The 24991-nt window shown below is 61.0% G+C and carries 20 protein-coding genes; 10 read left to right on the plus strand and 10 right to left on the minus strand.

What is annotated here, in order from left to right; all coding sequences use genetic code 11:
- Positions 1-63: 63 nt before the first annotated feature.
- From hslU to argS, 4 genes are all read right to left on the minus strand, one after another.
- The gene (gene hslU, locus ACB042_RS14685; protein WP_005340773.1) at positions 64-1392 is read right to left on the minus strand and encodes an HslU--HslV peptidase ATPase subunit; all 1329 of its coding nucleotides are present in this window, start codon (positions 1390-1392) and stop codon (positions 64-66) included.
- Between the two features lie 66 nt (positions 1393-1458).
- On the minus strand, positions 1459-1992 hold the full coding sequence (gene hslV, locus ACB042_RS14690; protein ID WP_005340772.1) for an ATP-dependent protease subunit HslV: 534 nt from the start codon (positions 1990-1992) through the stop codon (positions 1459-1461).
- Between the two features lie 187 nt (positions 1993-2179).
- On the minus strand, positions 2180-3025 hold the full coding sequence (locus ACB042_RS14695; RefSeq protein WP_219265104.1) for an SPOR domain-containing protein: 846 nt from the start codon (positions 3023-3025) through the stop codon (positions 2180-2182).
- Positions 3026-3028: 3 nt separating this feature from the next.
- Positions 3029-4774 carry an arginine--tRNA ligase gene (gene argS / locus ACB042_RS14700; RefSeq protein ID WP_371178641.1) on the minus strand — a complete coding sequence of 582 codons (1746 nt, stop codon included), beginning with the start codon at positions 4772-4774 and terminating at the stop codon, positions 3029-3031.
- Between the two features lie 310 nt (positions 4775-5084).
- Between argS and ACB042_RS14705 the strand changes: the two genes are divergently transcribed.
- The 3 genes from ACB042_RS14705 to ACB042_RS14715 all read left to right on the plus strand — a co-directional run bounded on the left by ACB042_RS14705 (position 5085) and on the right by ACB042_RS14715 (position 7049).
- On the plus strand, positions 5085-5651 hold the full coding sequence (locus tag ACB042_RS14705; RefSeq protein ID WP_371178642.1) for an LON peptidase substrate-binding domain-containing protein: 567 nt from the start codon (positions 5085-5087) through the stop codon (positions 5649-5651).
- 140 nt (positions 5652-5791) lie between these two features.
- Positions 5792-6361 (plus strand): sigma-70 family RNA polymerase sigma factor, encoded by a 570-nt coding sequence (locus tag ACB042_RS14710; protein ID WP_005355542.1) that lies wholly within the window; start codon positions 5792-5794, stop codon positions 6359-6361.
- Positions 6354-7049, plus strand: coding sequence for a ChrR family anti-sigma-E factor (locus ACB042_RS14715; RefSeq protein ID WP_139733597.1), 696 nt, complete (start codon positions 6354-6356; stop codon positions 7047-7049). The genes ACB042_RS14710 and ACB042_RS14715 overlap by 8 nt, the downstream gene beginning before the upstream one ends.
- A 66-nt stretch (positions 7050-7115) precedes the next feature.
- On the opposite strand, the gene bacA is transcribed toward ACB042_RS14715, so the two are convergent.
- From bacA to galE, 5 genes are all read right to left on the minus strand, one after another.
- Entirely contained in the window at positions 7116-7931 is an 816-nt protein-coding gene (gene bacA / locus ACB042_RS14720; RefSeq protein ID WP_371178643.1) for an undecaprenyl-diphosphate phosphatase, read from the minus strand.
- A 115-nt stretch (positions 7932-8046) separates the two neighbouring features.
- Positions 8047-9036: a galactose-1-epimerase gene (gene galM / locus ACB042_RS14725; protein ID WP_371178644.1), complete on the minus strand. Its 990-nt coding sequence runs from the start codon at positions 9034-9036 to the stop codon at positions 8047-8049.
- Positions 9033-10181, minus strand: a complete 1149-nt coding sequence (gene galK, locus ACB042_RS14730; RefSeq protein ID WP_371178645.1) for a galactokinase — start codon at positions 10179-10181, stop codon at positions 9033-9035. The genes galM and galK overlap by 4 nt, the downstream gene beginning before the upstream one ends.
- The gene (locus tag ACB042_RS14735) at positions 10178-11236 is read right to left on the minus strand and encodes a UDP-glucose--hexose-1-phosphate uridylyltransferase (RefSeq protein ID WP_371178671.1); all 1059 of its coding nucleotides are present in this window, start codon (positions 11234-11236) and stop codon (positions 10178-10180) included. The genes galK and ACB042_RS14735 overlap by 4 nt, the downstream gene beginning before the upstream one ends.
- A gap of 60 nt (positions 11237-11296) precedes the next feature.
- A complete protein-coding gene (galE, locus tag ACB042_RS14740; protein ID WP_371178646.1) occupies positions 11297-12310 on the minus strand; it encodes a UDP-glucose 4-epimerase GalE in 1014 nt (337 codons plus the stop codon).
- 201 nt (positions 12311-12511) lie between these two features.
- Here galE and ACB042_RS14745 point away from each other — a divergent pair, with 201 nt between their 5' ends.
- The 6 genes from ACB042_RS14745 to ACB042_RS14770 all read left to right on the plus strand — a co-directional run bounded on the left by ACB042_RS14745 (position 12512) and on the right by ACB042_RS14770 (position 22417).
- Complete coding sequence (locus ACB042_RS14745; RefSeq protein ID WP_042081762.1) at positions 12512-13519, plus strand: substrate-binding domain-containing protein; 1008 nt, start codon at positions 12512-12514, stop codon at positions 13517-13519.
- Between the two features lie 189 nt (positions 13520-13708).
- Positions 13709-16768: a beta-galactosidase gene (locus ACB042_RS14750; RefSeq protein ID WP_371178647.1), complete on the plus strand. Its 3060-nt coding sequence runs from the start codon at positions 13709-13711 to the stop codon at positions 16766-16768.
- 276 nt (positions 16769-17044) lie between these two features.
- Entirely contained in the window at positions 17045-18031 is a 987-nt protein-coding gene (mglB, locus tag ACB042_RS14755; protein WP_005340747.1) for a galactose/glucose ABC transporter substrate-binding protein MglB, read from the plus strand.
- A gap of 53 nt (positions 18032-18084) precedes the next feature.
- The gene (gene mglA, locus ACB042_RS14760) at positions 18085-19605 is read left to right on the plus strand and encodes a galactose/methyl galactoside ABC transporter ATP-binding protein MglA (RefSeq protein WP_371178648.1); all 1521 of its coding nucleotides are present in this window, start codon (positions 18085-18087) and stop codon (positions 19603-19605) included.
- A 16-nt stretch (positions 19606-19621) separates the two neighbouring features.
- A complete protein-coding gene (mglC, locus tag ACB042_RS14765; protein ID WP_005342585.1) occupies positions 19622-20632 on the plus strand; it encodes a galactose/methyl galactoside ABC transporter permease MglC in 1011 nt (336 codons plus the stop codon).
- 51 nt (positions 20633-20683) lie between these two features.
- Positions 20684-22417, plus strand: coding sequence for a methyl-accepting chemotaxis protein (locus ACB042_RS14770; RefSeq protein WP_371178649.1), 1734 nt, complete (start codon positions 20684-20686; stop codon positions 22415-22417).
- 67 nt (positions 22418-22484) lie between these two features.
- Here ACB042_RS14770 and trmA read toward each other — a convergent pair whose 3' ends face one another.
- Positions 22485-23618, minus strand: coding sequence for a tRNA (uridine(54)-C5)-methyltransferase TrmA (gene trmA, locus ACB042_RS14775; RefSeq protein ID WP_371178650.1), 1134 nt, complete (start codon positions 23616-23618; stop codon positions 22485-22487).
- Between the two features lie 170 nt (positions 23619-23788).
- On the opposite strand from trmA, the gene ACB042_RS14780 reads away from it, so the two are divergent.
- Positions 23789-24931: a DUF5610 domain-containing protein gene (locus tag ACB042_RS14780; RefSeq protein WP_371178651.1), complete on the plus strand. Its 1143-nt coding sequence runs from the start codon at positions 23789-23791 to the stop codon at positions 24929-24931.
- Positions 24932-24991 lie beyond the last annotated feature (60 nt).

Below are 24991 nucleotides of genomic sequence, written 5' to 3' on the forward strand. Positions count from 1 at the left end.
TGACAGAGGCGGTGGAGAAATAAAAACGCCTCCACAGGGGAGGCGTTTTCAGATCAATTGCGCTTACAGAATAAAGCGGCTCAGATCCTCATCCTCGACAAGCGCACCGAGATGGGCGTTGACGTAGTCGGTGTCGATGACAAAGGTCTCGCCGGACTTCTCGGAGGCGTCATAGGAGATATCTTCCATCAGGCGCTCCATCACGGTGTGCAGACGACGGGCACCGATGTTCTCGGTACGCTCGTTGACCTGCCAGGCCGCTTCGGCCAGACGGCGGATGCCATCCTTGGTGAACTCGATGTTGACCCCTTCGGTGGCCATCAGCGCCTTGTACTGATCGGTCAGCGAGGCGTTCGGTTCGGTCAGGATACGCTCGAAGTCATCTGTGGTCAGGGCGGTCAGCTCGACGCGGATCGGCAGACGGCCCTGCAGCTCGGGGATGAGGTCGGACGGCTTGGCGATCTGGAAGGCGCCGGAGGCGACAAACAGGATGTGGTCGGTCTTGACCATGCCGTGCTTGGTGTTGACGGTGCAGCCCTCGACCAGTGGCAGCAGGTCGCGTTGTACCCCTTCACGGGAGACATCGGGGCCCGAGCTCTCGCCGCGCTTACAGATCTTGTCGATCTCGTCGAGGAAGACGATGCCGTTGTTCTCGACCGCTGCGATCGCTTTCTGCTTCAGCTCTTCCGGATTGACCAGACGGGCTGCTTCCTCTTCGATCAGCGCCTTCATGGCCTCTTTGACCTTGATCTTGCGCTTCTTCTTCTGGTTCTGGCCCAGGTTCTGGAACAGCCCCTGCAGCTGGTTGGCCATCTCTTCCATGCCCGGCGGGGTCATGATTTCGACGCCCATCGGGGAGGCGGAGAGCTCCAGCTCGATCTCCTTGTCATCCAGCTGACCTTCCCGCAGTTTCTTGCGGAAGATCTGGCGGGTGTTGGAGTTGTCGGCTTTCTCTTCCTCACCCCAGGTGTTGCGCGGGTTGGGCAGCAGGGCGTCGAGGATGCGTTCTTCGGCGGCTTCCTCGGCGCGATATTTCATCTTCTCCATCTCGGTTTCGCGCACCAGCTTGATGGCGGCATCGGTCAGATCGCGGATGATGCTGTCCACTTCCTTGCCGACATAGCCCACTTCGGTGAACTTGGTCGCTTCTACCTTGATGAAGGGGGCGTTGGCCAGCTTGGCCAGACGACGGGCAATCTCGGTCTTGCCTACACCGGTCGGGCCGATCATCAGGATGTTTTTCGGGGTCACTTCATGGCGCATCTCTTCGTTGAGTTGCATCCGGCGCCAGCGGTTGCGCAGGGCAACGGCAACGGCGCGCTTGGCATCGGCCTGACCAATGATGTGTCTGTCCAGCTCGTGGACGATTTCTCTCGGGGTCATCTCGGACATGATGGTGTTCCTGTATCCGGGGCGGGCAGTGCCCGCCCCTTGGGAAATTGGGTTTGGCTGGTGGCCTTATTTCGCCGAATAGTCCAGCACTTCGATGGTGTGGTTGCCGTTGGTGAAGACGCAGATGTCGCCCGCAATCTTGAGGGACTTCTCGACAATGGTCCTGGCATCCAGCTCGGTGTTTTCCAGCAGCGCGATGGCGGCGGACTGGGCGAAGTTGCCGCCGCTGCCGATGGCGATGAGATCGTGCTCCGGCTGCACCACGTCACCGTTGCCGGTGATGATGAAGGATTTGTGTTCGTCGGCCACGGCCAGCAGCGCTTCGAGGCGGCGCAGGGCGCGATCGGTGCGCCAATCTTTGGCCAGCGCCACGGCGGCGCGCTCCAGATTACCCTGATGGGCCTGCAGTTTTGCTTCGAAACGTTCGAGCAGGGTGAAGGCGTCGGCGGTACCGCCAGCGAAACCGGCTAGCACTTTGCCGTTATAGAGACGATGAACCTTGCGGGCGTTGCCCTTCATGACGGTGTTGCCAAGAGAGACCTGGCCATCGCCACCGATGACGACCTGACCGTTGCGGCGAACTGAAACTATGGTAGTCACTTTACTTACCTCGCTTGAGCCGAATGACGGCCTGACTGTGCATGGCAAGAAAGATGGGGATGGCAAACGGGCTTTTCAACCCTGCCCTTGGTCGGGATAAACGGGGTAGTAAAGAGCGTGGGTGCGAGTGACACCAAAAGAACAGGGCCGGGTGTTGCCACCCGGCCCTGCGTCATCGGTAAGCGGATTACCCTTTCTTGGGAATGCAGCCGCTGATGCCGGAGCTCTGCAGCTTGCTGTTGGCCGCGTCGGCGGCCGCCTTGCCGTTGAAGGGGCCCACCATCACCTTGTAGACGGTGCCGTTGGCGCCATTGATCACCTGCAGGCTGGAAGAGAGGCCGGCGGTGAAGGCGATACGTGCCTTGAGCGACTCTGCGGAATCCTGCGAGCGCAGGGCGGCGCACTGCATCATATAGCGACCGCTGTCGGCGGCTGCGGTCTGGGCTGGCGGAGTGGCTGCTTTGGCCTTGGCCGCTTCGGCGCGTTCCCGTTCCAGCTCGGCACGGATCTCCCGCTCCATCCGTTCCCGTTCGGCCTTGCGGTCGATCACCTGCTCTTGCGCGCTGGCAACCGGTGCACCCGAGGTGGAAGGGGTGGTCGCCGGATTGGGCTGATAGGGCTTGGGCTGGCCGATGGGCGTTCCCGGTTGGGGAATGTCGGTCGGCACCGGTTGCGGCAGTTTTTCCGGTTGCAGGGTCATGGTATCTGCCGGTGGTGGCGGCAGCACACCCGGCTGGGTCGGCGGCTCTATGATATCGACCTGCTTGTTCTCAAGCCGTTCGATGTAGCTCCACTTCTCCTGAGGCAGCCCGTTATTCTGCGCTTTTGGCTTGTTGGCCTTTACCTGCTCCTCAATGGTGGGGGCATCGTTGCCCTTGCCATTGATCATGAAAAGGAAGCCACCAAAGCCTGCCAGCAGTGCCACGACCAGCAGCACTGGAATAACAGGAAAGCGGCGAGGGGCCGCTTTCTTGGTATTGCGGCCACCGGCCCGACGTCGCGGGCGGCTGCCGACATAATCCCGGGTTGCCATCTATTACATGCGCTCCAGGGTATGGATGCCCAGTACGCCGAGGCCCAGTTTCAGTACCTTGGCGGTGGCGGCGCACAGCAGCAGACGGCTCTGACGGGTTGCCTCGTCCACGCCATCCTTGTTGATCGGGCAGGCTTCATAGAAGGTCATGAAGTTGCCGGACAACTCGTACAGGTAGGTACAGAGCAGGTGCGGCATGCCTTTGTCGGCCACGCCGTTGACCGCGTCGGAGAACTGGATCAGCTTCTGGGCCAGCACCTCTTCGGCCTCTTCGTTCAGGGTCACGTTGCCGGTCAGCGTTTCGGCATCGATGTTGGCCTTGCGGAAGATGGACTGGATACGGGTGTAGGCGTACTGCAGGTAAGGGGCGGTGTTGCCTTCAAAGGAGAGCATCAGATCCCAGTCGAAGATGTAGTCGGTAGTACGGTTCTTGGAGAGATCCGCATACTTGACCGCGCCCATGGCGATGGCGTTGACCACGTTGGCCTTCTCTTCGGCAGAGAGGTCGCTGTTGCGGCTCTCCAGCAGGGCGGCGGCGCGCTCTTCGGCCTCGTTCAACAGATCAACCAGCTTGACGGTGCCACCGGAGCGGGTCTTGTAGGGACGACCATCCTTGCCCAGCATCATGCCGAAGGCGTGGTGCTCGAGGGGGACGGATTCCGGCACATAACCCGCCTTGCGGGTGATGGTCCAGGCCTGCATCAGGTGCTGGTGCTGACGGGAGTCGATGAAGTACATGACACGGTCGGCGCCCAAGGTTTCATAACGGTATTTGGCACAGGCGATGTCGGTGGTGGTGTAGAGGAAACCGCCATCGCTCTTCTGGATGATGACGCCCATGGCCTCGCCATCCTTGTTCTTGAACTCGTCCAGGAAGACAACGGTAGCGCCTTCGCTCTCGACCGCCAGCCCCTTGGCTTTCAGGTCGGCCACGATCTCCGGCAGCATGTCGTTGTACATGGACTCGCCCATGATGTCCTTGTTGGTCAGGGAGACATTCAGGCGGTCGTAGTTGATCTGGTTCTGTTCCATGGTCATGTCGACCAGCTTCTTCCACATGGTACGGCAGTACTCATCGCCGCCCTGCAGCTTGACCACGTAATTACGGGCGCGCTCGGCGAAGGCTTCGTCTTCGTCGTAGCAACGCTTGGCCTGGGTGTAGAAGGCTTCCAGATCCTTGAGCGCCATGTCGCTGGCGTGTTCGTTGGACATCTTCTCCAGATAGGCGATCAGCATGCCGAACTGGGTACCCCAGTCACCGATGTGGTTGGCGCGGATCACTTTGTGGCCGAGGAACTCCAGCGCGCGCGCAGCCACGTCACCGAGTACGGTGGAGCGGATGTGGTGCACCGCCATCTCTTTGGCCACGTTGGGGGCGGAGTAGTCCACCACCACGGTTTGTGGCGCGGGCAACCGTACGTTGGCGTTGGAAGAGGTCACCATGGCCTCAACCTGACCGGCCAGCCAGCGCTGGTCGAAGAAGAAGTTGATGAAGCCGGGACCGGCGATCTCGACCTTGGCGATCAGGTCGGAGGCAGGCAGGTGCTCGATGATGGCCGCTGCCAGCTCACGGGGATTCTTGCGGGCCGGTTTGGCCAGCAGCATGGCCAGGTTGGTAGCCAGGTCGCCGTGAGCTTTTTCCTTGCATCGGTCTACTTGCACGCGGGCTTCCAGGTCCGCCGGCAGGACGCCTGCTGACTTGAGATTGGCTACCGTTTGTTCAAGTAGATGATGAATATGCTCTTTCATAACTGACCACCAAGGTTGCGCGTCGAAAAATGACTGATATATAAGGGCGTGAATTTTACCCGCATCGGCCCGAGAAAACTATAGGGATGACCCGCCGCTCGCTGTCGGGCGGATATTTCACTGCGTTTGGCGCCATATTCCAGAATATTGGGCGGAAATTACGGTGCTTATCCATTTCTACTGCATATCGAAGCGGCTTGTCCAGGCTATTTTCCCCTGATTGTTAAGGGTTTTTCCTTTCCGCTGACGGGAATGATCTCCTCCCTCTGGCCCGGCGTATCAACAGAGGTTCCCAACCGAGGAGTTTGCGATGCGACTGGCGCTGTTTCCCCTATCTGCCCACCTGCTGCCCGGCGGCGTCATGCCGCTGCGGATCTTCGAACCGAGATACCAGCGGATGATCGCCGAGGCGGGGGAGTCCGGCTTTGCCCTCTGCATGGTGGATCCTCGCCAGCCCGACGCCCTGCGCAACATGCTGCCCATCGCCACCCGGGTCACCATCATCGATTTCGACCGGCTGCCGGACGGCATGCTGGGGATCACGGTGCAGGGGATGGAGCGGGTGCAGATAGAGGAGCTGTGGCAGGAGCAGGATGGCCTGCGTATCGGCGAGGTGACGCCGCTGACGGCCTGGCCGCCCCGCCGGCTCCATCCCGATCAGCAACCGCTGGTCGAGGCATTGCGGGAGGTGTTTGCCGACTATCCCGACTATGCCGCCCTCTATCCCGCCCCCCGCTGGGATGATGGCAACTGGGTGGCCCAGCGCTGGCTGGAGGTGCTGCCGATCCCCCCCGAACAGAAGCAGCTGCTGCTGGCCGCTGCCGACAATCAGCCCGCCATCGCCCTGCTCAAGGGGGTGCTGGTGGCCAGCCACTGATTTTTTCTGACCCGCTGATCCGCCACTGCCGCAGTGCCGTACAAGTCATTACCACAGCATGTTCGACAGCACACCAAAGGGATGGCGCAATGGCATATACTGGCCAACCACACTCGACCATACGCAGGACCTCGCCCGTGATGGATAACCCGGATGGCGACCTCAAATCTCTGCTGATCAGGGTGGCAGAGCAGGCCGACAAGGCTGCTTTTGCCCGCCTGTTCCAACACTTTGCGCCGCGTATTCGCAGCTACGGCCTGCGCCACCTCGGCAGCGAAGCCAACGCTATGGAGCTGGTGCAGGAGACCATGCTGCTGGTGTGGCAAAAGGCGCGCCTCTACCACCCCGAGAAGGGGGCGCCGACCACCTGGATCTACACCGTGATGCGCAACCAGTGCTTCGACATGCTGCGCCGTCGTCGCGCCAGCAAGGAGGATCTCTGTGCCGAGGAGCTGTGGCCGGTGCTGGAGTTTCAGGCCGAAGAGGAGCATCTGAGCGGCGGTGAGGATGCGGTGCTGACCCGTCAGATGGCCCACTATCTGGGCACCCTGCCGGAGCCGCAACAGCAGGTGGTGCGTGGCATCTATCTGCAGGAGTTCTCCCAGCAGGAGCTGGCGGAGCGACTCGGCGTGCCGCTCGGTACCATCAAGTCCCGCCTCAGACTGGCGTTACAGAAACTGAAAGAGCAAGTGGAGCAAGGCCATGATTAAAGCCCATCCGACCGACCCTATGCTGCGCGCCTTCGCCGCCGACGAGCTCCCTCTGCCGCTGGCGGTAGGGCTCTCCGCCCACTGTGAACTCTGCCCCGATTGTGCTGCCCGACTAAAGACATTCGAAGAAGAGCTGGCGCAGCAATATCTTGCCTCGCCAGCAGAGCCCGAGCTGGACTCCCGCGATGAAGTGGGACTGGACGCCGGATTCGACGCCATGCTGGCGGATATTCTGGCCCAGCCGCTGGCAGAGCCCCTATCCGAGCCAACACATGACCAGCCCCGAACGCAGCACGGCGAGCTGGAGGTAGCCGGTCACGCCTACCGTTTGCCACGGGTGCTGGCCCGCTATCGTTCGCCCAAGTGGCGCCATATCGGGGCCATTCGTCAGCAGAGTCTGCCGCTGGATGAGATGGGCGCGCGCGCCAGTTTGCTCCATATCGAAGCGGGCGGTCGCATCCCCGAGCACACCCATCAGGGCTATGAGCTGACCTTGCTGCTGGCTGGCAATATTCAGGATGGCGATACCCTTTACAAGGCGGGGGATTTCATCTGGCGCGATGCCAGCCACTCCCACAGCCCGCATACGCCGGACGGTTGCCTCTGCTACACGGTGCAGGATGCGCCGGTGCAGTTCACCAAGGGGTTGTCGCGGCTGCTGAATGGCATCAGCCAGCATCTCTACTGAGCACTATGACGCCATAGAAAAAGGGACCAGCTTGGTCCCTTTTTTCATTTGATTGCTGGTTGCCGGTCAGGCGACAAACACCAGATAGACGGCGAATGCCACGATAAAGCGGTAGATGGCGAACGGGATGAAGTCGATGCGGCGGATCAATGTCAGGAAGGTCTTGATCGCAAACATCGCTACCACGAAGGCGGTGATAAAGCCCACTGCAAACATCGGGAAGTCGGCCATCGAGAGGAAATCGCGGCTCTTGTAGAGATCCAGCCCACTGGCCGCCACCATCATGGGCACCGCCATGATGAAAGAGAACTCGGCGGCGGCGTGACGGCTGATCCCCATCAGCATGCCACCACTGATGGTGGCGCCGGAGCGGGAGAAGCCTGGCCACAGGGCCAGACACTGGAACAGACCGATACCGAACGCCTGCTTGTAGCTGATGTCATCCAGGGTTTCGGCTGTGACGGCCGGGCGGAACTTCTCGGCGATGATGAGCAGGATGCCCCCCGCGACCAGCGCGTACATTACGGTCTGCGGACCAAACAGGTTGGCCTTGATCCAGCTGTGGATGGCCAGACCGACCACGATGGCGGGCATCATGCCGAGGATGACATGCACCAGCGACAGGGTCGCGTGCTCCCGGGACGGCTTCTGGCCGAAGTGGATGCCAATCAGGCCAAACAGGCGGCGCCAGAAGACGGCGACCACGGCGAGGATGGAGCCAAGCTGGATCACCACTTCGAAAGTGGCAGCCTTGGGCCCTTCAAAGCCCAGCAGATGGCCGACGATAATCATGTGGCCGGTGGAGGAGACGGGGAGGAACTCGGTCAGCCCCTCGACGACGCCCAGAATAAAGGCGACCAGCAGGCTATAAGTGTCAGTCATCGAACAAACAATCCTTAACTTCGTTGATGTAAAAACGCCCCAGGAGGGTCTCGGGGCGGCTTATCTTGCTCGATAGTGACTGCTGAGGCTATGTAAAAATCATGAAACCTTTAAGTCAGTCGCGTATAAAGCGGTAGCGGGTCTGGTGGTGATAACGCTCGCCAGGCAGCAGCCAGGGGTTGCCCAGCTCGGGGCGATTGGGGCTGTCCGGCAGCTGTTGCGCCTCAAGACAGAAGCCGTCGTGATCCCGGTGCGACAGGCCGCTGCGGTTCGGGGTATTGGCCAGCCAGTTGCCGGTGTAGAACTGTAGCGAGGGCTGGTTGGTATAGACCTCCATCGCCAGCTGTCTGTCACCTGACACCACGCGAGCTGCCCACTCCTGCGCCGGGCCGTTGAGCACAAAGGCGTGGTCGTATCCCTTGGCCTGTTGCTGCTGGGGATGGCTGAGCCAATCCAGCCCGACAAGGCGCTCTTGGCGCAGATCGAATGGCCCCTCCACCGGGGTGATGGCGATCGGCAAACCGCTCGGGTCGGTCGGCAGGAAGTGGTCGGCATTGATGCTGATGAGGTGGTCACGGACATCTCCGCCATCGGTTTGCCCATCGAGATTGAAGTAAGCGTGGCTGGTGAGGCTGACCGGCGTAGCGGCATCCGTGCTGGCGATGAAATCCACCACCAGATCGCCCTGCTCCAGCCGGTACTCCAGGGTGACCCGCAGATTGCCGGGAAAGCCCTGATCCCCCGCTCGGGAGAGCAACGCCAGCTTGACCCGATCCGCCTCCAGCTCCTTGATCTGCCAGCGCTGGCGATGAAAGCCAGCCTGCCCGCCGTGCAGACAGTTGGGTGCCTGATTGGCATTCAGCGGCCAGTGCTGTCCATCACGCACCAGCTCGGCACCGCCGATGCGGTTGGCAAAACGCCCGGCCACCGCACCCAGCCACACCTGCTGGGTGGGATAGGCGTCGTCGGCACAGCCCAGCAGCACTTCACGCCGTTTGCTCGCCACCGGCAGGGTGAGGGAGGTGAGGGTTGCGCCGAAGTCGAGGCCGCGCAGCCGCAGCCCCTCTTCATTTTCCAGCTCGAACGGGGTCATGGCGCTGCTCATAGCTTGCCTGCACCGGCGCTGGCAGAGCAGACGTAGCAGTCGGCCTTGAGGCCCGAGATGGCCGGATACTCCGCCTCGACGGCGGCGATCACTTCGGCCACCTTGTCGGGGCGCAGCAGGGCGACCACGCAGCCGCCGAAGCCGCCACCTGTCATCCGCACGCCGCCATCTGTGCCAATCCTGGCCTTGATGATCTCCACCAGACCGTCGATGGCGGGCACTGTGATCTCGAAGTCATCGCGCATGGCGGCATGTGACTCGGCCATCAGCTCGCCGAGGCGGGTCAGGTCGTGGCTGGCCAGCGCGTCGGCGGCCGCCATGGTGCGGGCGTTTTCCCCTACGATGTGGCGGGCACGACGATAGCAGGCCTCATCCAGCCCGGCCTTGCCCGCTTCCAGTCCGGCCAGATCGAGGTCGCGCAGCGCCTTGACTCCGTAGTGACGGGCGGCCTCTTCACACTGCTGGCGACGAGTGTTGTATTCGCTGTCCACCAGACCGCGGCGCACGTTGGAGTTGACTATCAGCACCGCCAGATCGCTGGGCATCGGGATGAGGCGGGTCTCCAGCGAGCGGCAGTCGAGCAGCAGGGCATGATCGGTTTTGCCGCTGGCGGAGATCATCTGATCCATGATGCCGCAGTTGCAGCCGACGAACTTGTTCTCCGCCTGCTGACCGTTGAGGGCGATCTCGGCCTGGCTGATGTCGAGCCCCAGCGCCTCTTTGAAGGCCTGACCAATGGCCACTTCCAGCGAGGCGGAGGAGGAGAGCCCTGCCCCCTGCGGCACGTTGCCGGAGACCACCAGATTGAGGCCGCGCAGGGTATAGCCGCGCTCCTGCAGATATTTCACCACGCCGCGGATGTAGTCGCTCCAGCGCTGGTCGGGGTGGTGCTCGATGGGCTGGTCGAGGTCGAACTGGTCGTGCTGGTTGTCGTAGTCGGCGGCGATCACCTGCACTTGTCGGTCATCGCGCAGGCCGATGGCAACGCAGGTCTCGTAGTCGATGGCGCAGGGCAGCACGAAGCCGTCGTTGTAGTCGGTATGTTCACCGATGAGGTTGACGCGGCCGGGGGCGCGCACCAGCAGATCGGGCGCTTTGGCAAATTGCTCGGCAAAAACGGTGCTGACGCGTTGGCTGGGGGTCATAGGGCCTCCTCATTGGTGTGGCTGGTCTGGGTGTAGTGAACGGGGCTCAGGGCACGCAGCCGCTCGGCAGCCTGCTCGGGGGTAAGGTCGCGCTGGGTTTCGGCCAGCATCTCGAAACCCACCATAAATTTACGCACGGTGGCGGAGCGCAGCAGCGGCGGATAGAAGTGGGCGTGCAGTTGCCACGCCTCGGGGCACTCCGACTTGGGCGGCGCAAAGTGCCAGCCCATGGAGTAGGGGAAGCTGCACTCGAACAGGTTGTCGTAGCGGCTGGTGAGCTCCTTGAGCGCCACCGCCAGATCCTGCTGCTGGGCCTTGGTCAGGTTGAGGATGGAGGGGACGTGCGCCTTGGGCAGTAGCAGGGTTTCGAATGGCCAAGCGGCCCAAAAGGGGACCACGGCGAGCCAGTGTTCGGTCTCCACTACGATGCGCGAGCGATCCGCCAGCTCCCGCTCCACATACTCCAGCAGCATGGGGCGGCCATGCTCGGCCAGCCAGTCGCGCTGGTGCTGCTCTTCGCGGGCGATCTCGTTGGGCAGGAAGTCGCTGCCCCAGATCTGGCCGTGGGGGTGCGGGTTGGAGCAGCCCATGACGGCCCCTTTGTTTTCAAAGACCTGCACCCATTCCCACTGGGCTGACAGTTCGGCGACCTGATCCATCCAGGTGGTGATCACCCCCTCGATGGCGGGCAGCGGCAGCTCGGGCAGGGTCTTGCCGTGATCCGGCGAGAAGCAGATGACCCGGCTGGTGCCGCGGGCGGCTTCCAGTTTCAGCAGGGGATCGCTGGCGCTATCGGCGGCCGGGGTATCCTGCATCAGGGCGGCGAAGTCGTTGGTAAAAACGAAGGTGCCCTTGTAGTCGGGGTTGATGTCGCCGGTGACCCGGGTGTTGCCCGCGCAGAGGAAACAGTCGGGATCGTGGGCCTGTTTGGGGGCCTGACTCACCTTCTCCACCTGTCCCTGCCAGGGGCGTTTGGCCCGATGGGGGGAGACCAGCACATACTGGCCGGTCAGCGGGTTGAAGCGGCGATGGGGATGATCGACGGGGTTGAACATCATCTCTCCTGAATAAGGTATTGAAAAATAGGGTCGTCTATTAACAGGGAGCAGGCAGGCCTACTCTTCGTAACCGTTTGGATTGGCGGATTGCCAGCGCCAGCTGTCGGCGCACATTGCGTCGATGTTGCGGGTCGCCCGCCAGCCCAGCTCGCGCTCGGCCTTGGCCGGATCGGCCCAGCAGGCGGCGATGTCGCCCGGGCGGCGCGGTTCGATGCGAAATGGCAGCGGCTTGCCACAGGCGGCAGAGAAAGCGGCGACCAGCTGCAACACGCTCTGACCCTGGCCGGTGCCCAGGTTGTAGGTGTGCACGCCACCCTTGCCAGCGCAGTGTTGCAGCGCCTTGACGTGCCCTTCGGCGAGATCCATCACGTGGATGTAGTCGCGCACGCCGGTGCCATCCGGGGTGGGGTAATCGTTTCCAAAGACCGAGAGGCAGTCGCGACGGCCAATGGCCACCTGGGTGATATAGGGCATCAGGTTGTTGGGGATACCTTGCGGGTCTTCACCCATGGTGCCCGATTCGTGGGCGCCGACCGGATTGAAGTAGCGCAGCAGGGTCATGCTCCAGTGGGGCTCGGCCAGCTGCAGATCTTCGAGGATCTCCTCGATGATCAGCTTGGATCGCCCGTAAGGGTTGGTGGCGCTGCGAGAGAAATCCTCGCGGATCGGCAGGCTGGCGGGATCACCGTAGACGGTCGCCGAAGAGCTGAACACCAGATTGTGCACCCCGGCCCGTTTCATCGCCTGCAGCAGGGTGAGGGTGCCACCGAGATTGTTCTCGTAGTAATCCAGTGGAATGCGAGTCGACTCACCGACCGCCTTGAGGGCGGCAAAGTGGATCACTGCGTCGATCTGCTGATCGGCGAAGATCCGGTCCAGCAGGGCGGCATCGCGAATATCTCCTTGATAGAACACGGGTTGCTGGCCGCTGATAGCCGCGACTCGAGTCAATACGCTGCGCTTGCTGTTGCCGAGGTTGTCGACCACCACGGGATTCATGCCTGCCGCTTGCAGGGCCAGACAGGTGTGGCTGCCGATATATCCGCAACCGCCGGTGACCAGAACGTTCATCTTGCTCTCCACTGAAAAGTGTCTGGAAGCAGTCTAGCCGAGGGTGTGGCGACCAAACTGTGAGCTTGCTTGCAAAACGGTGTAAACGATTACACAGTTTTTATGGTCATCCTGACGGCAGATATACGTTTCACCCCTGTTTTCAATGGGTTTGCTGGGTATAATGGCGCTCTATTGCACAGTGAAAGAAGTGAAAACAGCATGAGCACCATCAAGGATGTCGCCCGTTTGGCCAATGTGTCGGTGGCAACGGTTTCACGGGTGATGAACAACTCCCCCAAGGCCAGCGCCGCGTCTCGCGAAGTGGTGCAGAAGGCCATGGCTGAACTGGGCTACACCCCCAACGCCAACGCGCGGGCACTGGTCAGCCAGACTTGCGATACCATGGGGGTGGTGGTCGGTGATGTAGCCGATCCCTTCTTCGGTGCACTGGTGAAGGGGGTCTCCGGCGTGGCCGTCGAGCAGAACCTTCACCTGCTGATGGGTAACGGTTTTCACAAGGCGCGTCAGGAGCGTGAAGCGATCGAGCTGCTGATCGGCAAGCGTTGCGAGGCGCTGGTGGTGCACAGCAAGGCGCTGAGCGACGAGGAACTTTACGATTACGCCATGCGGGTGCCCGGTATGGTACTGATCAACCGCGATATTCCGGCCCTCAGGGGACGCTGCATCGCTCTCAACAACCGGCTGGGGGCGGCTACGGCGACTCGCCACCTGATCGAACTGGGCCACCGCCATATCGCCTTTATCAGCTCGGATCACGCCATCGAGGATGCCACCTTGCGTCTGCAGGGGTATCAGGATGGGCTGATGGAAGCCGGTCTGGCAGCCGATCCCGAGCTTATCGAGAGTGGCACCCCGAACGAGGAGGGGGGCGAGCGCGCCATGCTCAACCTGTTGGCCAAGGGGCTCAAGGTGACCGCCGTGGTGGCCTATAACGATGCCATGGCGGCGGGCGCCATCTCGGTGCTGGCGGACAATGGCCTGCGAGTGCCGGAGGAGGTTTCGGTGGTGGGCTTCGATGACATCATCTATGCCAGATACCTGAGGCCCAAGCTCTCCACCATGCGCTATCCCATCGAGTTGATGGCGGCCCAGGCGGCCAAGCTGGCCATTCAGCTGGCGGCGGGGGAGAGTGACGCGACCCAGAGCAGGATCTATACCCCCACCCTGATCAATCGCCACTCGGTGGCACCGGTTCGGGCTGGATAGCCTCCTTTTACGGCCCTGTTCGGGGCCGTTTCTTGCATAGTTATTGTTTTACCTGTTTTTAATCATTTTTACTCCGCTTTACTTAACAAAATCAGTGTAATCGTTTACATCTGTGTGAGCGAGATCGCCGTTCCCTGCGTCATACTTCTCTAGACTGAATACGTTTTCCAATCAGCAGGGAGAGAGTGAATGCTCAGGGAGATAGTGGCGCGTCAGGATTGGCAGACTCAGGCCATTACGTCGGTAAACCGGCTGGCAGCCCATACCCCCATGTTCAGCTGGCGCAGCGAAACGGATGCCAGGGGTGATCTGGCCTCTTCCTCCCGTCTCTTGCTCGATGGCGAGTGGCGCTTCTCCTTCTTTGCCGCTCCCGAATTGGTGCCCGAGAGCTGGCTGGCGAAGGATCTGGTGGATGCCTGCCCCATTACAGTGCCGGGCAACTGGCAGCTGGATGCCGCCTATCCGGCTGCGCGGCCGCCCACCGATGGCCCCATCTACACCAATATCAAGTACCCCTTTCCTTGCGATCCGCCCCGGGTGCCAGCAGAGAATCCCACCGGTTGCTACTCCCGCGAGTTCGATCTGCCCGCCGGCTGGCTGGCAAGCGGTCAGAGCCGGATCATCTTCGACGGGGTGAGCAGCGCCTTCCACCTCTTCTGCAACGGCCGCTGGGTCGGTTACTCCCAGGACAGCCGGCTGCCCGCCGAATTCGATCTGACCCCATATCTGCACACCGGTCACAATCGGCTGGCTGTGCTGGTACTGCGCTGGTCTGATGGCTCCTATCTGGAAGATCAGGATATGTGGTGGCTGTCGGGGATCTTCCGCTCCGTCAGCCTGCTGCACAAACCGTCCCGCCATCTGATGGATATGCGGGTGACCCCCGAGCTGGATGCCTGCTATCGGGATGGCCGTCTCAAGATTGCCCTGCAAGTGGCTAATGGGGCCGGTCTGTCGGTGGAGGCCAATCTTTATGACGGCAGCGAGCGGGTCGCGGCCCTGCACCAGCCGATCGGCACTCAAACCATTGATGAAAAAGGGGCGTATGACGATCGCGCCGAGTGCTGGCTAGACGTGGTTGCGCCGCGCAAGTGGAGCGCCGAGACGCCCCATCTCTATCGCCTGACCCTGACCCTGCTGGACGAACAGGGCCAGGTTATCGAGAGCGAGGCATGTGATGTGGGCTTTCGGGTGGTGGAGATCCGTGGCGGCCTGCTGCGGGTCAACGGTCAGCCGCTGCTTGTTCGCGGTGCCAACCGTCATGAACACCATCCCGCCAGGGGCTATGCCATCGATCGCGCCACCATGGAGCGGGATCTGCTGCTGATGAAGCGGCACAACTTCAATGCGGTGCGCTGTTCCCACTATCCCAACCACCCCGATTTCTATCGCCTCTGCGATCGGCTCGGCCTCTATGTAGTGGACGAGGCGAATCTGGAGACCCACGGCATGACCCCCATGGGGCGGCTGGCGCGGGATCCCGCCTGGAGCAACGCCTTTCTGGAGCGGGCGACCCGCATGGTGGCACGGGATTTCAATCATCCCTCCATCATCATCTGGTCGCTGGGCAACGAGTCGGGTTACGGCCCGGCCCACGATGCCATGTATGGCTGGATCAAGCGCAGCGATCCGAGCCGTCCGGTGCAGTACGAGGGGGGCGGGGCCGATACCCCGGCGACCGACATCATCTGCCCCATGTATGCCAGAACCCATCAGGATCAGCCCTTCCCGGCGGTGCCCAAGTGGGCGCTGGCCAAGTGGATCGGTCTGCCCGACGAGCACCGGCCGCTGATCCTCTGCGAATATGCCCACGCCATGGGTAACAGTTTGGGGGGCTACGCCCACTACTGGCAGGCGTTTCGCGATCATCCACGCCTGCAAGGCGGGTTTGTCTGGGATTGGGTCGATCAGGGGCTCGACAAATACACCGCCGATGGTCGCCACTACTGGGGCTACGGCGGCGACTTCGGTGATGTGCAAAACGATCGCCAGTTCTGCTGCAACGGTCTGCTGTTCCCTGATCGCACCCCCCATCCCGCGCTGTTTGAGGCAAAGCGCGCCCAGCAGCCGTTCCGCTTCACTCTGCTTGAGCATACCCCGCTGCGGGTGCGGATCGAGAGCGAATATCTGTTTCGGGAAACCGACAACGAGCGGCTTTGCTGGCAGTTGTGCGAGAACGGCCATGTGCAGCAGCAGGGGGAGGTTTCCCTCATGCTGGAGCCGCAAGGGGTGGTCGAGTTGACCCTGAGCGAGACACTGCCCCCCTTTGCGGCAGGCTCACTGGCCTGGCTCGATCTGGCCATCGTTCAGCCCCAGGCCACCCTCTGGTCGCAGGCAGATCACAAGGTCGCCCGTCAGCAGTTCACCCTGCCGAGCCCCCTTGCCCTGCCAGCGCCGGTCGCTGCCGCTACCCTGAGCGAGCAGCCGGATGGCTGGTTGGTCACTGCCGCAAACAGCCAGTGGCGGCTCGACAAGCAGAGCGGCCGCATCACCAGTTGGCAAAAATCGGGGCAGGAGCAGTTGTTGGCGCCGATCATGGATCACTTCTACCGGGCGCCGCTCGACAACGACATCGGCACCAGCGAAGCGGATCACGCCGACCCCAACTCCTGGATTGCTCGCTGGCAGGGCTGTGGCCTCGGTCAGTGGCAGCACCGCTGTCTGGGGATCGCGGTCGCCGGAGGGGATATCCGGGTCAGTCATGGCTACTTCCACCGTGATGAGCTGCTGCTGGTGAGTCACTGGCATCACCGCTTTACCGACGATGGCGCCATGAGCCTGGAGATAGAAACCGAGCTGGCACAGGTGCTGCCGTCGCTGCCGCGGATTGGCCTGCTGCTCCATCTGGCCGAGGTGCCAGCGCGAGCAGAATGGCTGGGGCGTGGCCCGCACGAAAACTATCCGGATCGCCTGCTGGGCGCCGATCTGGGGCGCTGGAGTTTGCCGCTGGAGGCCATGCACACCCCTTACGTTTTCCCGAGTGACAACGGCTTGCGCTGCGATACCCGCCAGTTGCAGCTGGGCAGCACGACGGTGAGCGGCAGCTTCCATTTCAGTGCCAGCCGCTTCAGTCAGCAGCAGCTGGCCGCCGCCCGTCACCAGAGCGATATGGTGGCTGAAGAGGGGCTGTGGGTCTGTCTCGATGGCGCCCACATGGGGGTGGGCGGTGATGACTCCTGGAGTCAGAGCGTGCGTCCCGAGTATCAACTGCTTGAGCGCCGTTACCGTTGGAGCTGCACTCTCCGTTAATCCAGCTATTGAAGCGACTGTCGAGCCAGTGCGCCATTTTGACAACAGACCAGTAACGACTAGCCTCAATGCTGTGGGAAAGATTGAGTCTCAAATCTGATTTTTATTTATATGTATTTGAAAAATAAATATAAAGTTTCAATGTAACAGAGTGTAAACGTTTTCATTTTGTCGTCATGATCACAGAAGAAATGACAACAAACTGATTACATTGATTGGCGCTTGCTCAATTGCTCGCCACCCTACAACACAGATAGACACATCGGAGCACACATAATGAAAAAACTGACCACAGTTGCCGCCCTGCTGATGGGCATGATGGCTGGAGCCAATGCCCAGGCTGACACCCGTATCGGGGTAACCGTCTACAAGTACGACGACAACTTCATGGCGGTCGTGCGCAAGGCCATCGAGAAGGAGGCGGCAGCCACTCCGGGGGTGGAGCTGCTGATGAACGACTCCCAGAACGACCAGTCCAAGCAGAACGACCAGATCGATGTGCTGCTGGCCAAAGGGGTGAAGGCGCTGGCCATCAACCTGGTTGACCCCGCTGCGGCCCCGGTGGTGATTGAGAAAGCCCGTGGCGAAGATATCCCGGTGGTCTTCTACAACAAGGAGCCGAGCGCTACCGATCTGGCCAGCTACGACAAGGCCTACTACGTGGGCACCGACTCCAAGGAGTCAGGGATCATCCAGGGTCAGCTGATTGCCAAACACTGGAAAGCCCATCCGGAGTGGGATCTGAACAAGGATGGCGTGATCCAGTTCGTGCTGCTGAAAGGGGAGCCGGGCCACCCGGATGCCGAAGCGCGCACCTCCTACGTGGTCAAGACCCTGAACGATGGCGGCGTCAAGACCGAGCAACTGCACATGGATACCGGTATGTGGGATACCGCCATGGCGAAAGACAAGATGGATGCCTGGATCTCCGGCCCCAACGCCAACAAGATCGAAGTGGTCATCGCCAACAACGACGGCATGGCAATGGGTGCGGTTGAGTCACTGAAAGCCCAGGGTAAGACTGCCATTCCGGTATTCGGCGTCGATGCGCTGCCGGAAGCGCTGGCCATGGTCAAGAGCGGTGCCATGGCGGGTACCGTGCTGAACGATGCGGCCAACCAGGCCAAAGCCACCTTCGAGCTGACCAAGAACCTGGCTGAAGGCAAACCGGCCGGTGAAGGCACCAAGTGGAATATCGTCGACAAGGTAGTACGTGTTGCCTACGTCGGTGTGGATAAAGACAACCTGTCCCAATTCGAGTAATTCCCTCCTCCAGGGCAAGGGAGATCCCCTTGCCCTTTTTTCAACCAGATGTGATGGCTGATATGACAACACAGCAACAATCAGAATGGCTGTTGGAGATGATTGACGTCAGTAAGAGCTTTCCCGGCGTCAAGGCACTCGATAATGTCAATTTACGGGTCCGTCCTCATTCTGTGCATGCGTTGATGGGCGAGAACGGAGCGGGAAAATCCACACTGCTCAAGTGCCTGTTCGGCATTTACGAGAAGGATCAGGGCAAGATCTTCTTCAAGGGGCAGGAGATCAACTTCACCTCCTCCAAAGAGGCGCTGGAAAATGGCGTCTCCATGGTGCATCAGGAGCTTAATCTGGTGCTGCAGCGTACCGTGATGGACAACATGTGGCTCGGCCGCTACCCCACCAAGGGGTGGTTTATCGACCACGGCAAGATGTATGACGACACCAAGCGCATCTTCGATGAGCTGGATATCGACATCGACCCCAAGGTGAAGGTCGCGACCCTGTCGGTCTCCCAGATGCAGATGATCGAGATCGCCAAGGCGTTCTCCTACGATGCCAAGATCGTCATCATGGACGAACCCACCTCCTCCCTGACCGAGAAAGAGGTGAACCACCTCTTCAAAATCATCAACAAGTTGAAGGATAAGGGGTGCGGCATCGTCTACATCTCTCACAAGATGGAGGAGATCTTCCAGCTCTGTGACGAGATCACCATATTGCGGGATGGCCAGTGGGTGGCAACCCAGCCGCTCAAGGGCATGACCATGGATCAGATTATCGGCATGATGGTCGGCCGTGAACTGACCCAGCGCTTCCCGGAAAAAACCAACCAGCCGAAAGAGGTGATCCTCGAGATCGAACACCTGACGGCGAAGAACCAGCCCTCCATTCAGGATGTGACCTTCAACCTGCACAAGGGGGAGATCCTCGGCATCGCCGGACTGGTGGGGGCCAAGCGCACCGACATCGTCGAGACTCTGTTCGGTATTCGCGATCGCAGCCAGGGCAGCATCAAGCTGCACGGCAAAGAGGTGGCCAACCACAACGCCCACGAAGCGATCCGCAACGGCTTTGCGCTGGTGACGGAAGAGCGCCGCTCCACCGGTATCTACTCCCGGCTCGATATCGCCTTCAACTCCCTGATCGCCAACATGGACAGTTACAAGGGCTCCATGGGGCTGCTCAGCGACGACAAGATGAAGAGCGATACCCAGTGGGTGATCGACTCCATGCGGGTCAAGACGCCGACCCAGCAGACCCAGATCGGTTCCCTCTCCGGGGGCAACCAGCAGAAGGTGATCATCGGTCGCTGGCTGCTGACCCAGCCGGAGATCCTGATGCTCGACGAGCCCACCCGCGGCATCGACGTCGGGGCCAAGTTCGAGATCTACCAGCTCATCCTGGAGCTGGCGAAGAAGGACAAGGGGATCATCATCATCTCGTCAGAGATGCCGGAATTGCTGGGGATCACCGACCGCATCATGGTGATGAGCAATGGCCGGGTCGCCGGGATCGTCAATACCAAAGAAACTGACCAGAGCGAGATACTGCGCCTGGCATCTCTGTACCTCTAGAGACAGGAAGACATTTATGGAGTCGGCTAAAAATTTCAATCTGATGCAGGCGCTCAAGGAAAACGCCATCTATCTGGTGCTGCTGGTGCTGCTCATGGTCATCGTGATCCAGGAGCCCTCCTTCCTGAGCCTCACCAACTTCAGCAATATCCTGACCCAGTCCTCGGTGCGGGTCATCATAGCGCTGGGGGTGGCGGGTATCATCATCACCCAGGGGACGGATCTCTCGGCCGGTCGTCAGGTCGGTCTGGCGGCACTCATCGCGGCAACCATGTTGCAGGCGCTGACCAACGTCAACAAGGTGTTCCCGACGCTGGGGGAGGTGCCCATTCCGGCGGTGATCCTGCTGGTGTGTGTGGTGGGGGCGCTGATTGGTCTGGTCAACGGTCTCATTGTGGCCTACCTGAACGTTACCCCGTTCATTACCACCCTGGGCACCATGATCATCGTCTACGGTATCAACTCCCTCTACTTTGACTCGGTCGGGGCCTCGCCGGTGGCCGGGTTTGATCCCCGCTTCTCCAGCTTCGCGCAGGGCTTTATCCGGATAGGAGGATTCAAGCTCTCCTATCTTACCTTCTACGCGGCCATCGCCAGCGTCTTTGTCTGGGTGCTGTGGAACAAGACCCGCTTTGGCAAGAATATCTTTGCCATCGGCGGCAACCCGGAAGCGGCCAAGGTCTCCGGCGTCAATGTGGCGGTCAATCTGGTAATGATCTACGCGTTGGCAGGGGTCTTCTACGCCTTCGGCGGCATGCTGGAAGCGGGCCGTATCGGTAGCGCCACCAACAACCTCGGCTTCATGTACGAGCTGGATGCCATCGCGGCGTGCGTGGTGGGCGGCGTGTCGTTTGCCGGCGGGGTGGGAACGGTCGCGGGTGTGATCACCGGCGTACTTATCTTCACCCTGATCAACTATGGCTTGACCTATATCGGCGTCAGCCCTTACTGGCAGTTCATCATCAAGGGCGGCATCATCATTCTGGCGGTGGCCCTGGACTCCATGAAGTACGCCAAGAAGAAATAACGATTGGCAGAGAGGGTTGGCGTTGTCAGCCCTCTCTTCTGGAGGGAACCCATGCCATTCAAGGTCAAGATTTACCTCTTGCTGCTACTGGCCATTCTGGTCACCATCGGCACCGCCGGGCTCAGCGTGAATCACTTCATCAGTGGCTACATTCGCACTCAGGCCACCCACAACATCACCGAGCAGATAACCCTGGTCAAAGAGAAGCTGGCCAGCGACATCAATCAGAAAATCCTGTTGGCCGCCAACCTCAACTTCGGGGTGACCAACGTCAAGAAGACCCTGCAAGAGACCGGCTTTCACAACATCGTCAAGGTGATCGGCGACATGGCATTCGACGTGAGCGGGGTCATCAACGACAGCGCCAAGGTTGATGCCCTGCGCAAGCTGATCCCCGCCGCCAACAACCAGATCACCGTCAGCCCGCTGCAACAGGTAGATGGCAAGCCGGTCATCACCATTCTGGTGCCGCGCGGTGCTGATTCCGCCTATCTCTACTACCTCGACATGAGCGAGTTCAAGAGCCTGCTGGAGAAGATGAGTGGCGATGGCCGCTACTTCTCGTTGGCCGACAGTCAGGGCAACAACCTCTATGACAGCAAGCCGCAGGGGGAGAGCGAAGCGCGCCCCAACCAGCTGGATATTCGCGGCAGCAGCTGGACGCTGACCGGTTACATCGATCTTGACTACATCCGGGCCATGACCCGGGCCCTCAACGGCCAGATCATCATGGCGCTGTTCGGTGTGGCGATCGTGGTGATGGTGCTGGCGATGCTGGCGCTCAATGTGGCCTATCGCCCCATTGTCTCGTTGCGGGATCTGGTGCTGGAGCTCTCCCGCGGCAGCGGCGATCTCACCCGCCGACTGGCGGTGACCAGCAAGGATGACCTGGGCCAGATCTCGGCCGGGATCAACCGCTTTATCGAGCGGCTGCAGGAGATGATGGGGGAGGTGCGGCAGGCGAGCGGCCAGCTCAACAGTGGTATAGAAGGGTTGGCCAGCCAGACCGGCGCCGCCCAGTCCCTGCTGGCGGATCATGTACGCGAGACCGAGCAGGTGGTGACCGCCATCAACGAGATGAGCCGCACCGCGGTCTCCGTCTCCGAGAGTGCGGCCAGCACAGCCCAGCTCACCGGTCAGAGCCAGCAGCTGGCGAGCCAGTCCCGTCAGGTGGTGGATCAGGCGATGGCCAGCGTGATGGCGCTGGTGGACGAAGTGGAAGCCACTGCCCGCTCCATCGAGGCGATGCAGCAGGATGTGCAGCAGATTGGCTCTGTGCTGGGGGTGATCGGCAGCATTGCCGAACAGACCAACCTGCTGGCCCTCAACGCAGCCATCGAGGCGGCCCGCGCTGGCGAACAGGGGCGCGGTTTTGCGGTAGTGGCAGACGAGGTGCGTTCCCTCGCGGCCCGTACCCAGCAAAGCACGGCGGAGATCCAGACCATGCTGGCCAGTCTGCAGCGGGGCACTCAAACGGTGGTGGATGCCATGGGCAACACCAAGCAGAGCTGTCAGGGGGCGGCCGAGAACACTACCAGGGTCAACGAGTCGCTGGATCTGATGGCCGGAGAAGTAGTGGAGATCAACGATCTCATCAGCCATATCGCCACGGCGGCGGAGCAGCAGAGTGCGGTGGCCGAAGAGATCAACCGCAACATGAGCGCCATCGCCGAAGTGATCCGCCAGCTGACCCACAATGGCGAAGCGACGGTTGCCAGCTCCGCTGCGATGCAGCAGACCTACGACCGGCTGCGGGAGATCGTGGGCCACTTCCGGCTGGAGTGAGGCTGGTGTTCAGCCAATAACAAAACAGGGCCATCCGGCCCTGTTGTTGTTTTCCTGTCAGCCTGAATCAACCGGCCTTGCGGCGCAGATAGACCCCGGCTTCCATGTGATGGGTCCAGGGGAACTGGTCGAACAGGGCGAAACGGGCGATCTCGTGGGTCTCGCCCAGTACCGCCATGTTGGCCTGCAGGGTCTCGGGGTTGCAGGAGATGTAGAGGATGTTGTCGTACTCCTGCACCAGCTTGACAGTGGCATCGTCCAAACCGGCGCGGGGCGGGTCGACGAAGATGGTGTTGCACTGGTAGCTCTTGAGATCGATCCCCTTGAGGCGGTTGAACTCCCGTTCACCACGCATCGCCATGGTGAACTCCTCGGCCGACATGCGCAGGATGATCAGGTTGTCGACGCCGTTGGCGGCGATGTTGAACTGGGCGGAGTCGACGCTCGGCTTGGCGATTTCGGTGGCCAGCACCTTGCGGAAGTTCTGCGCCAGCGCGATGGAGAAGTTGCCGTTGCCGCAATAGAGCTCCAGCAGGTCCCCTTCGCTCCCCTTGGTCACATCCAGCGCCCAGGCCAGCATCTGTTCGTTGATGGCGGCGTTGGGCTGGGTGAAGCTGTTCTCCACCTGTTTGTATGTGAGCTGGCGACCCACCACGTTGAGCTGTTCGATGACGAAGTCATCCCCCAGACAGATCTTCTGCTTGTGGGCGCGGCCAATCAATTGCAGCTCGAACCCTTTGGCGCGCAGATCGGCCTGCAGTGCTTCGGCGGCCTGTTGCCATTCGGCCTCCAGCTTGCGGTGATAGAGCAGGCTGACAATGATCTGGCCGGACTGGGTGGAGAGGTAGTCGATCTGGAACAGCTTGCGGCGCAGCACCGGGTGTGGGCGCAGCCCCTCCAGCAGCAGCGGCATCAACTGGTTGATGAGGCGGCTGGCGGTAGGGAAGTGGTCTATCTTGATGATCTCTTTGGTCGCCGGGGCATACATGCAGTGGAAGAGGTCATCCCCTTCGTGCCAGATGCGAAATTCGGCGCGCATCCGGTAGTACTCCGCCGGTGAGCTGTGCACTTCCAGCGCCGGGAGGGTGAAGCCGGCAAACAGCTCGGTGAGGCGAGCGCGCTTTTCGTCGAGTTGGGCCTGATAGTCGGCCGCGGTTCTAGGCGCCGGAGCGTTCGCGGAAGGCTGTTGGGATTGGGTCATAAATACCTCACATGCACACCGGCCGGGCCGGGTCGAAATCGGGGGAAGGCAACAGGCCACCCAAAGGGGCCCGATTTTAAAAGCCAGCCGCAGATTGTCCAGCATTTTGTGGTCAAGAAGTGTTCAGTCAGGCCGATAGCTGATCTACAGGCATGGTGGGAGGACACATTATGCAGATCGAAGGCGTGGGCGCAGCCCAACCCAAGGGAGTGGGTGTTTCTCCCAAATCGCCGCAACAGGCGGAGCAGAAACAGGTCAAGAGCGAGGAGGCGGTCTCCTTGCACAAGCCGCCCAAGTGGGCGCAAGTGCTGATCCAGCAGGCGCTGCAGTTCTCGCTGGAGATCAACGGCCAGGGTTATCAGGCGCCGAAGGTGAAAGAGCCTGAGGAGATCACCCCTGAGACCCTGTTTGACTTCCAGTCGGTGGCGGACAACGTGCTGCAGTTCGTGACCGGACGGCTCGGTGCCGCGCGGGCCGATGGCAAATCCGACGACGACCTGACCGGGATGATGGAGCAGGCCCGCAAGGGGGTCGACAAGGGTTTTGACGAGGCGAAGAAGCAGCTCGGCAAGTGGGCGACTGACAACGACGATATCAAAACCGGTATCGATCAGAGCTACAAGCTGATCCAGAAAGGGCTCGAGGAGTTCGAGAAGGAGTTCTTCGGCAAGATTTCTCCGACCGACATGGGGCAGGCCGAGATGGCCAGTCGCCAGCAGGGGTATCTGGAGATCCAGACCAAGGATGGTGACAAGGTGGTGCTGCGCTTCAACGATAGCTGGCAGACCAAGTCCCAGAGCAGCGAGAGCGGCAGCCAGTTCAGCCTCAAATCGAGCCAGAGCTTCAGCTTCTCGCTGGAGGGGGATCTCAGCAGCGACGAGATGGAGTCCATCGGCAAGTTGGTCAAAGGAATCGATGAGCTGGCGGGGAACTTCTTCTCCGGCAACTTCGAGGATCTGCTGGACAAGGCGGGCGAGCTGAAACTGGATGACAGCCAGTTGGCCTCCTACTCCCTCAAGCTCAAGCAGAGCGTCAAGCTGAGCCAGACCTATCAGGGGGCGCACTCCCTGCAGGATTTGATCAAGCCGTTTGCCGACTACCTGCCCAAGCTGGATCAGGTGCAGAAACAGGCAGATACCCTGCTGCCACCATCCCAGCAACAGGCGCTGACCCCGGCCGTGCTGGCCGCGAGAGGGGAAGTGGAACCGGCACAGGTCGATCGCTTCACCAGCTTCAACCAGCGGATGCTGGAGGCGCTGCGGATGATCAACCAGTTCCAGCCCTCCACCGAGCCCGCCAGTAAGAACGCCTGAGCCACAGCGCGTAACGCAAGTAATGAGCTGCCGTTTGCCAGCCCTTCCCGGGGCTGGCAA

This window comes from Aeromonas sp. S13(2024) (assembly GCF_041402405.1).
GTDB classification, from domain to species: Bacteria; Pseudomonadota; Gammaproteobacteria; order Enterobacterales; family Aeromonadaceae; genus Aeromonas; species Aeromonas veronii.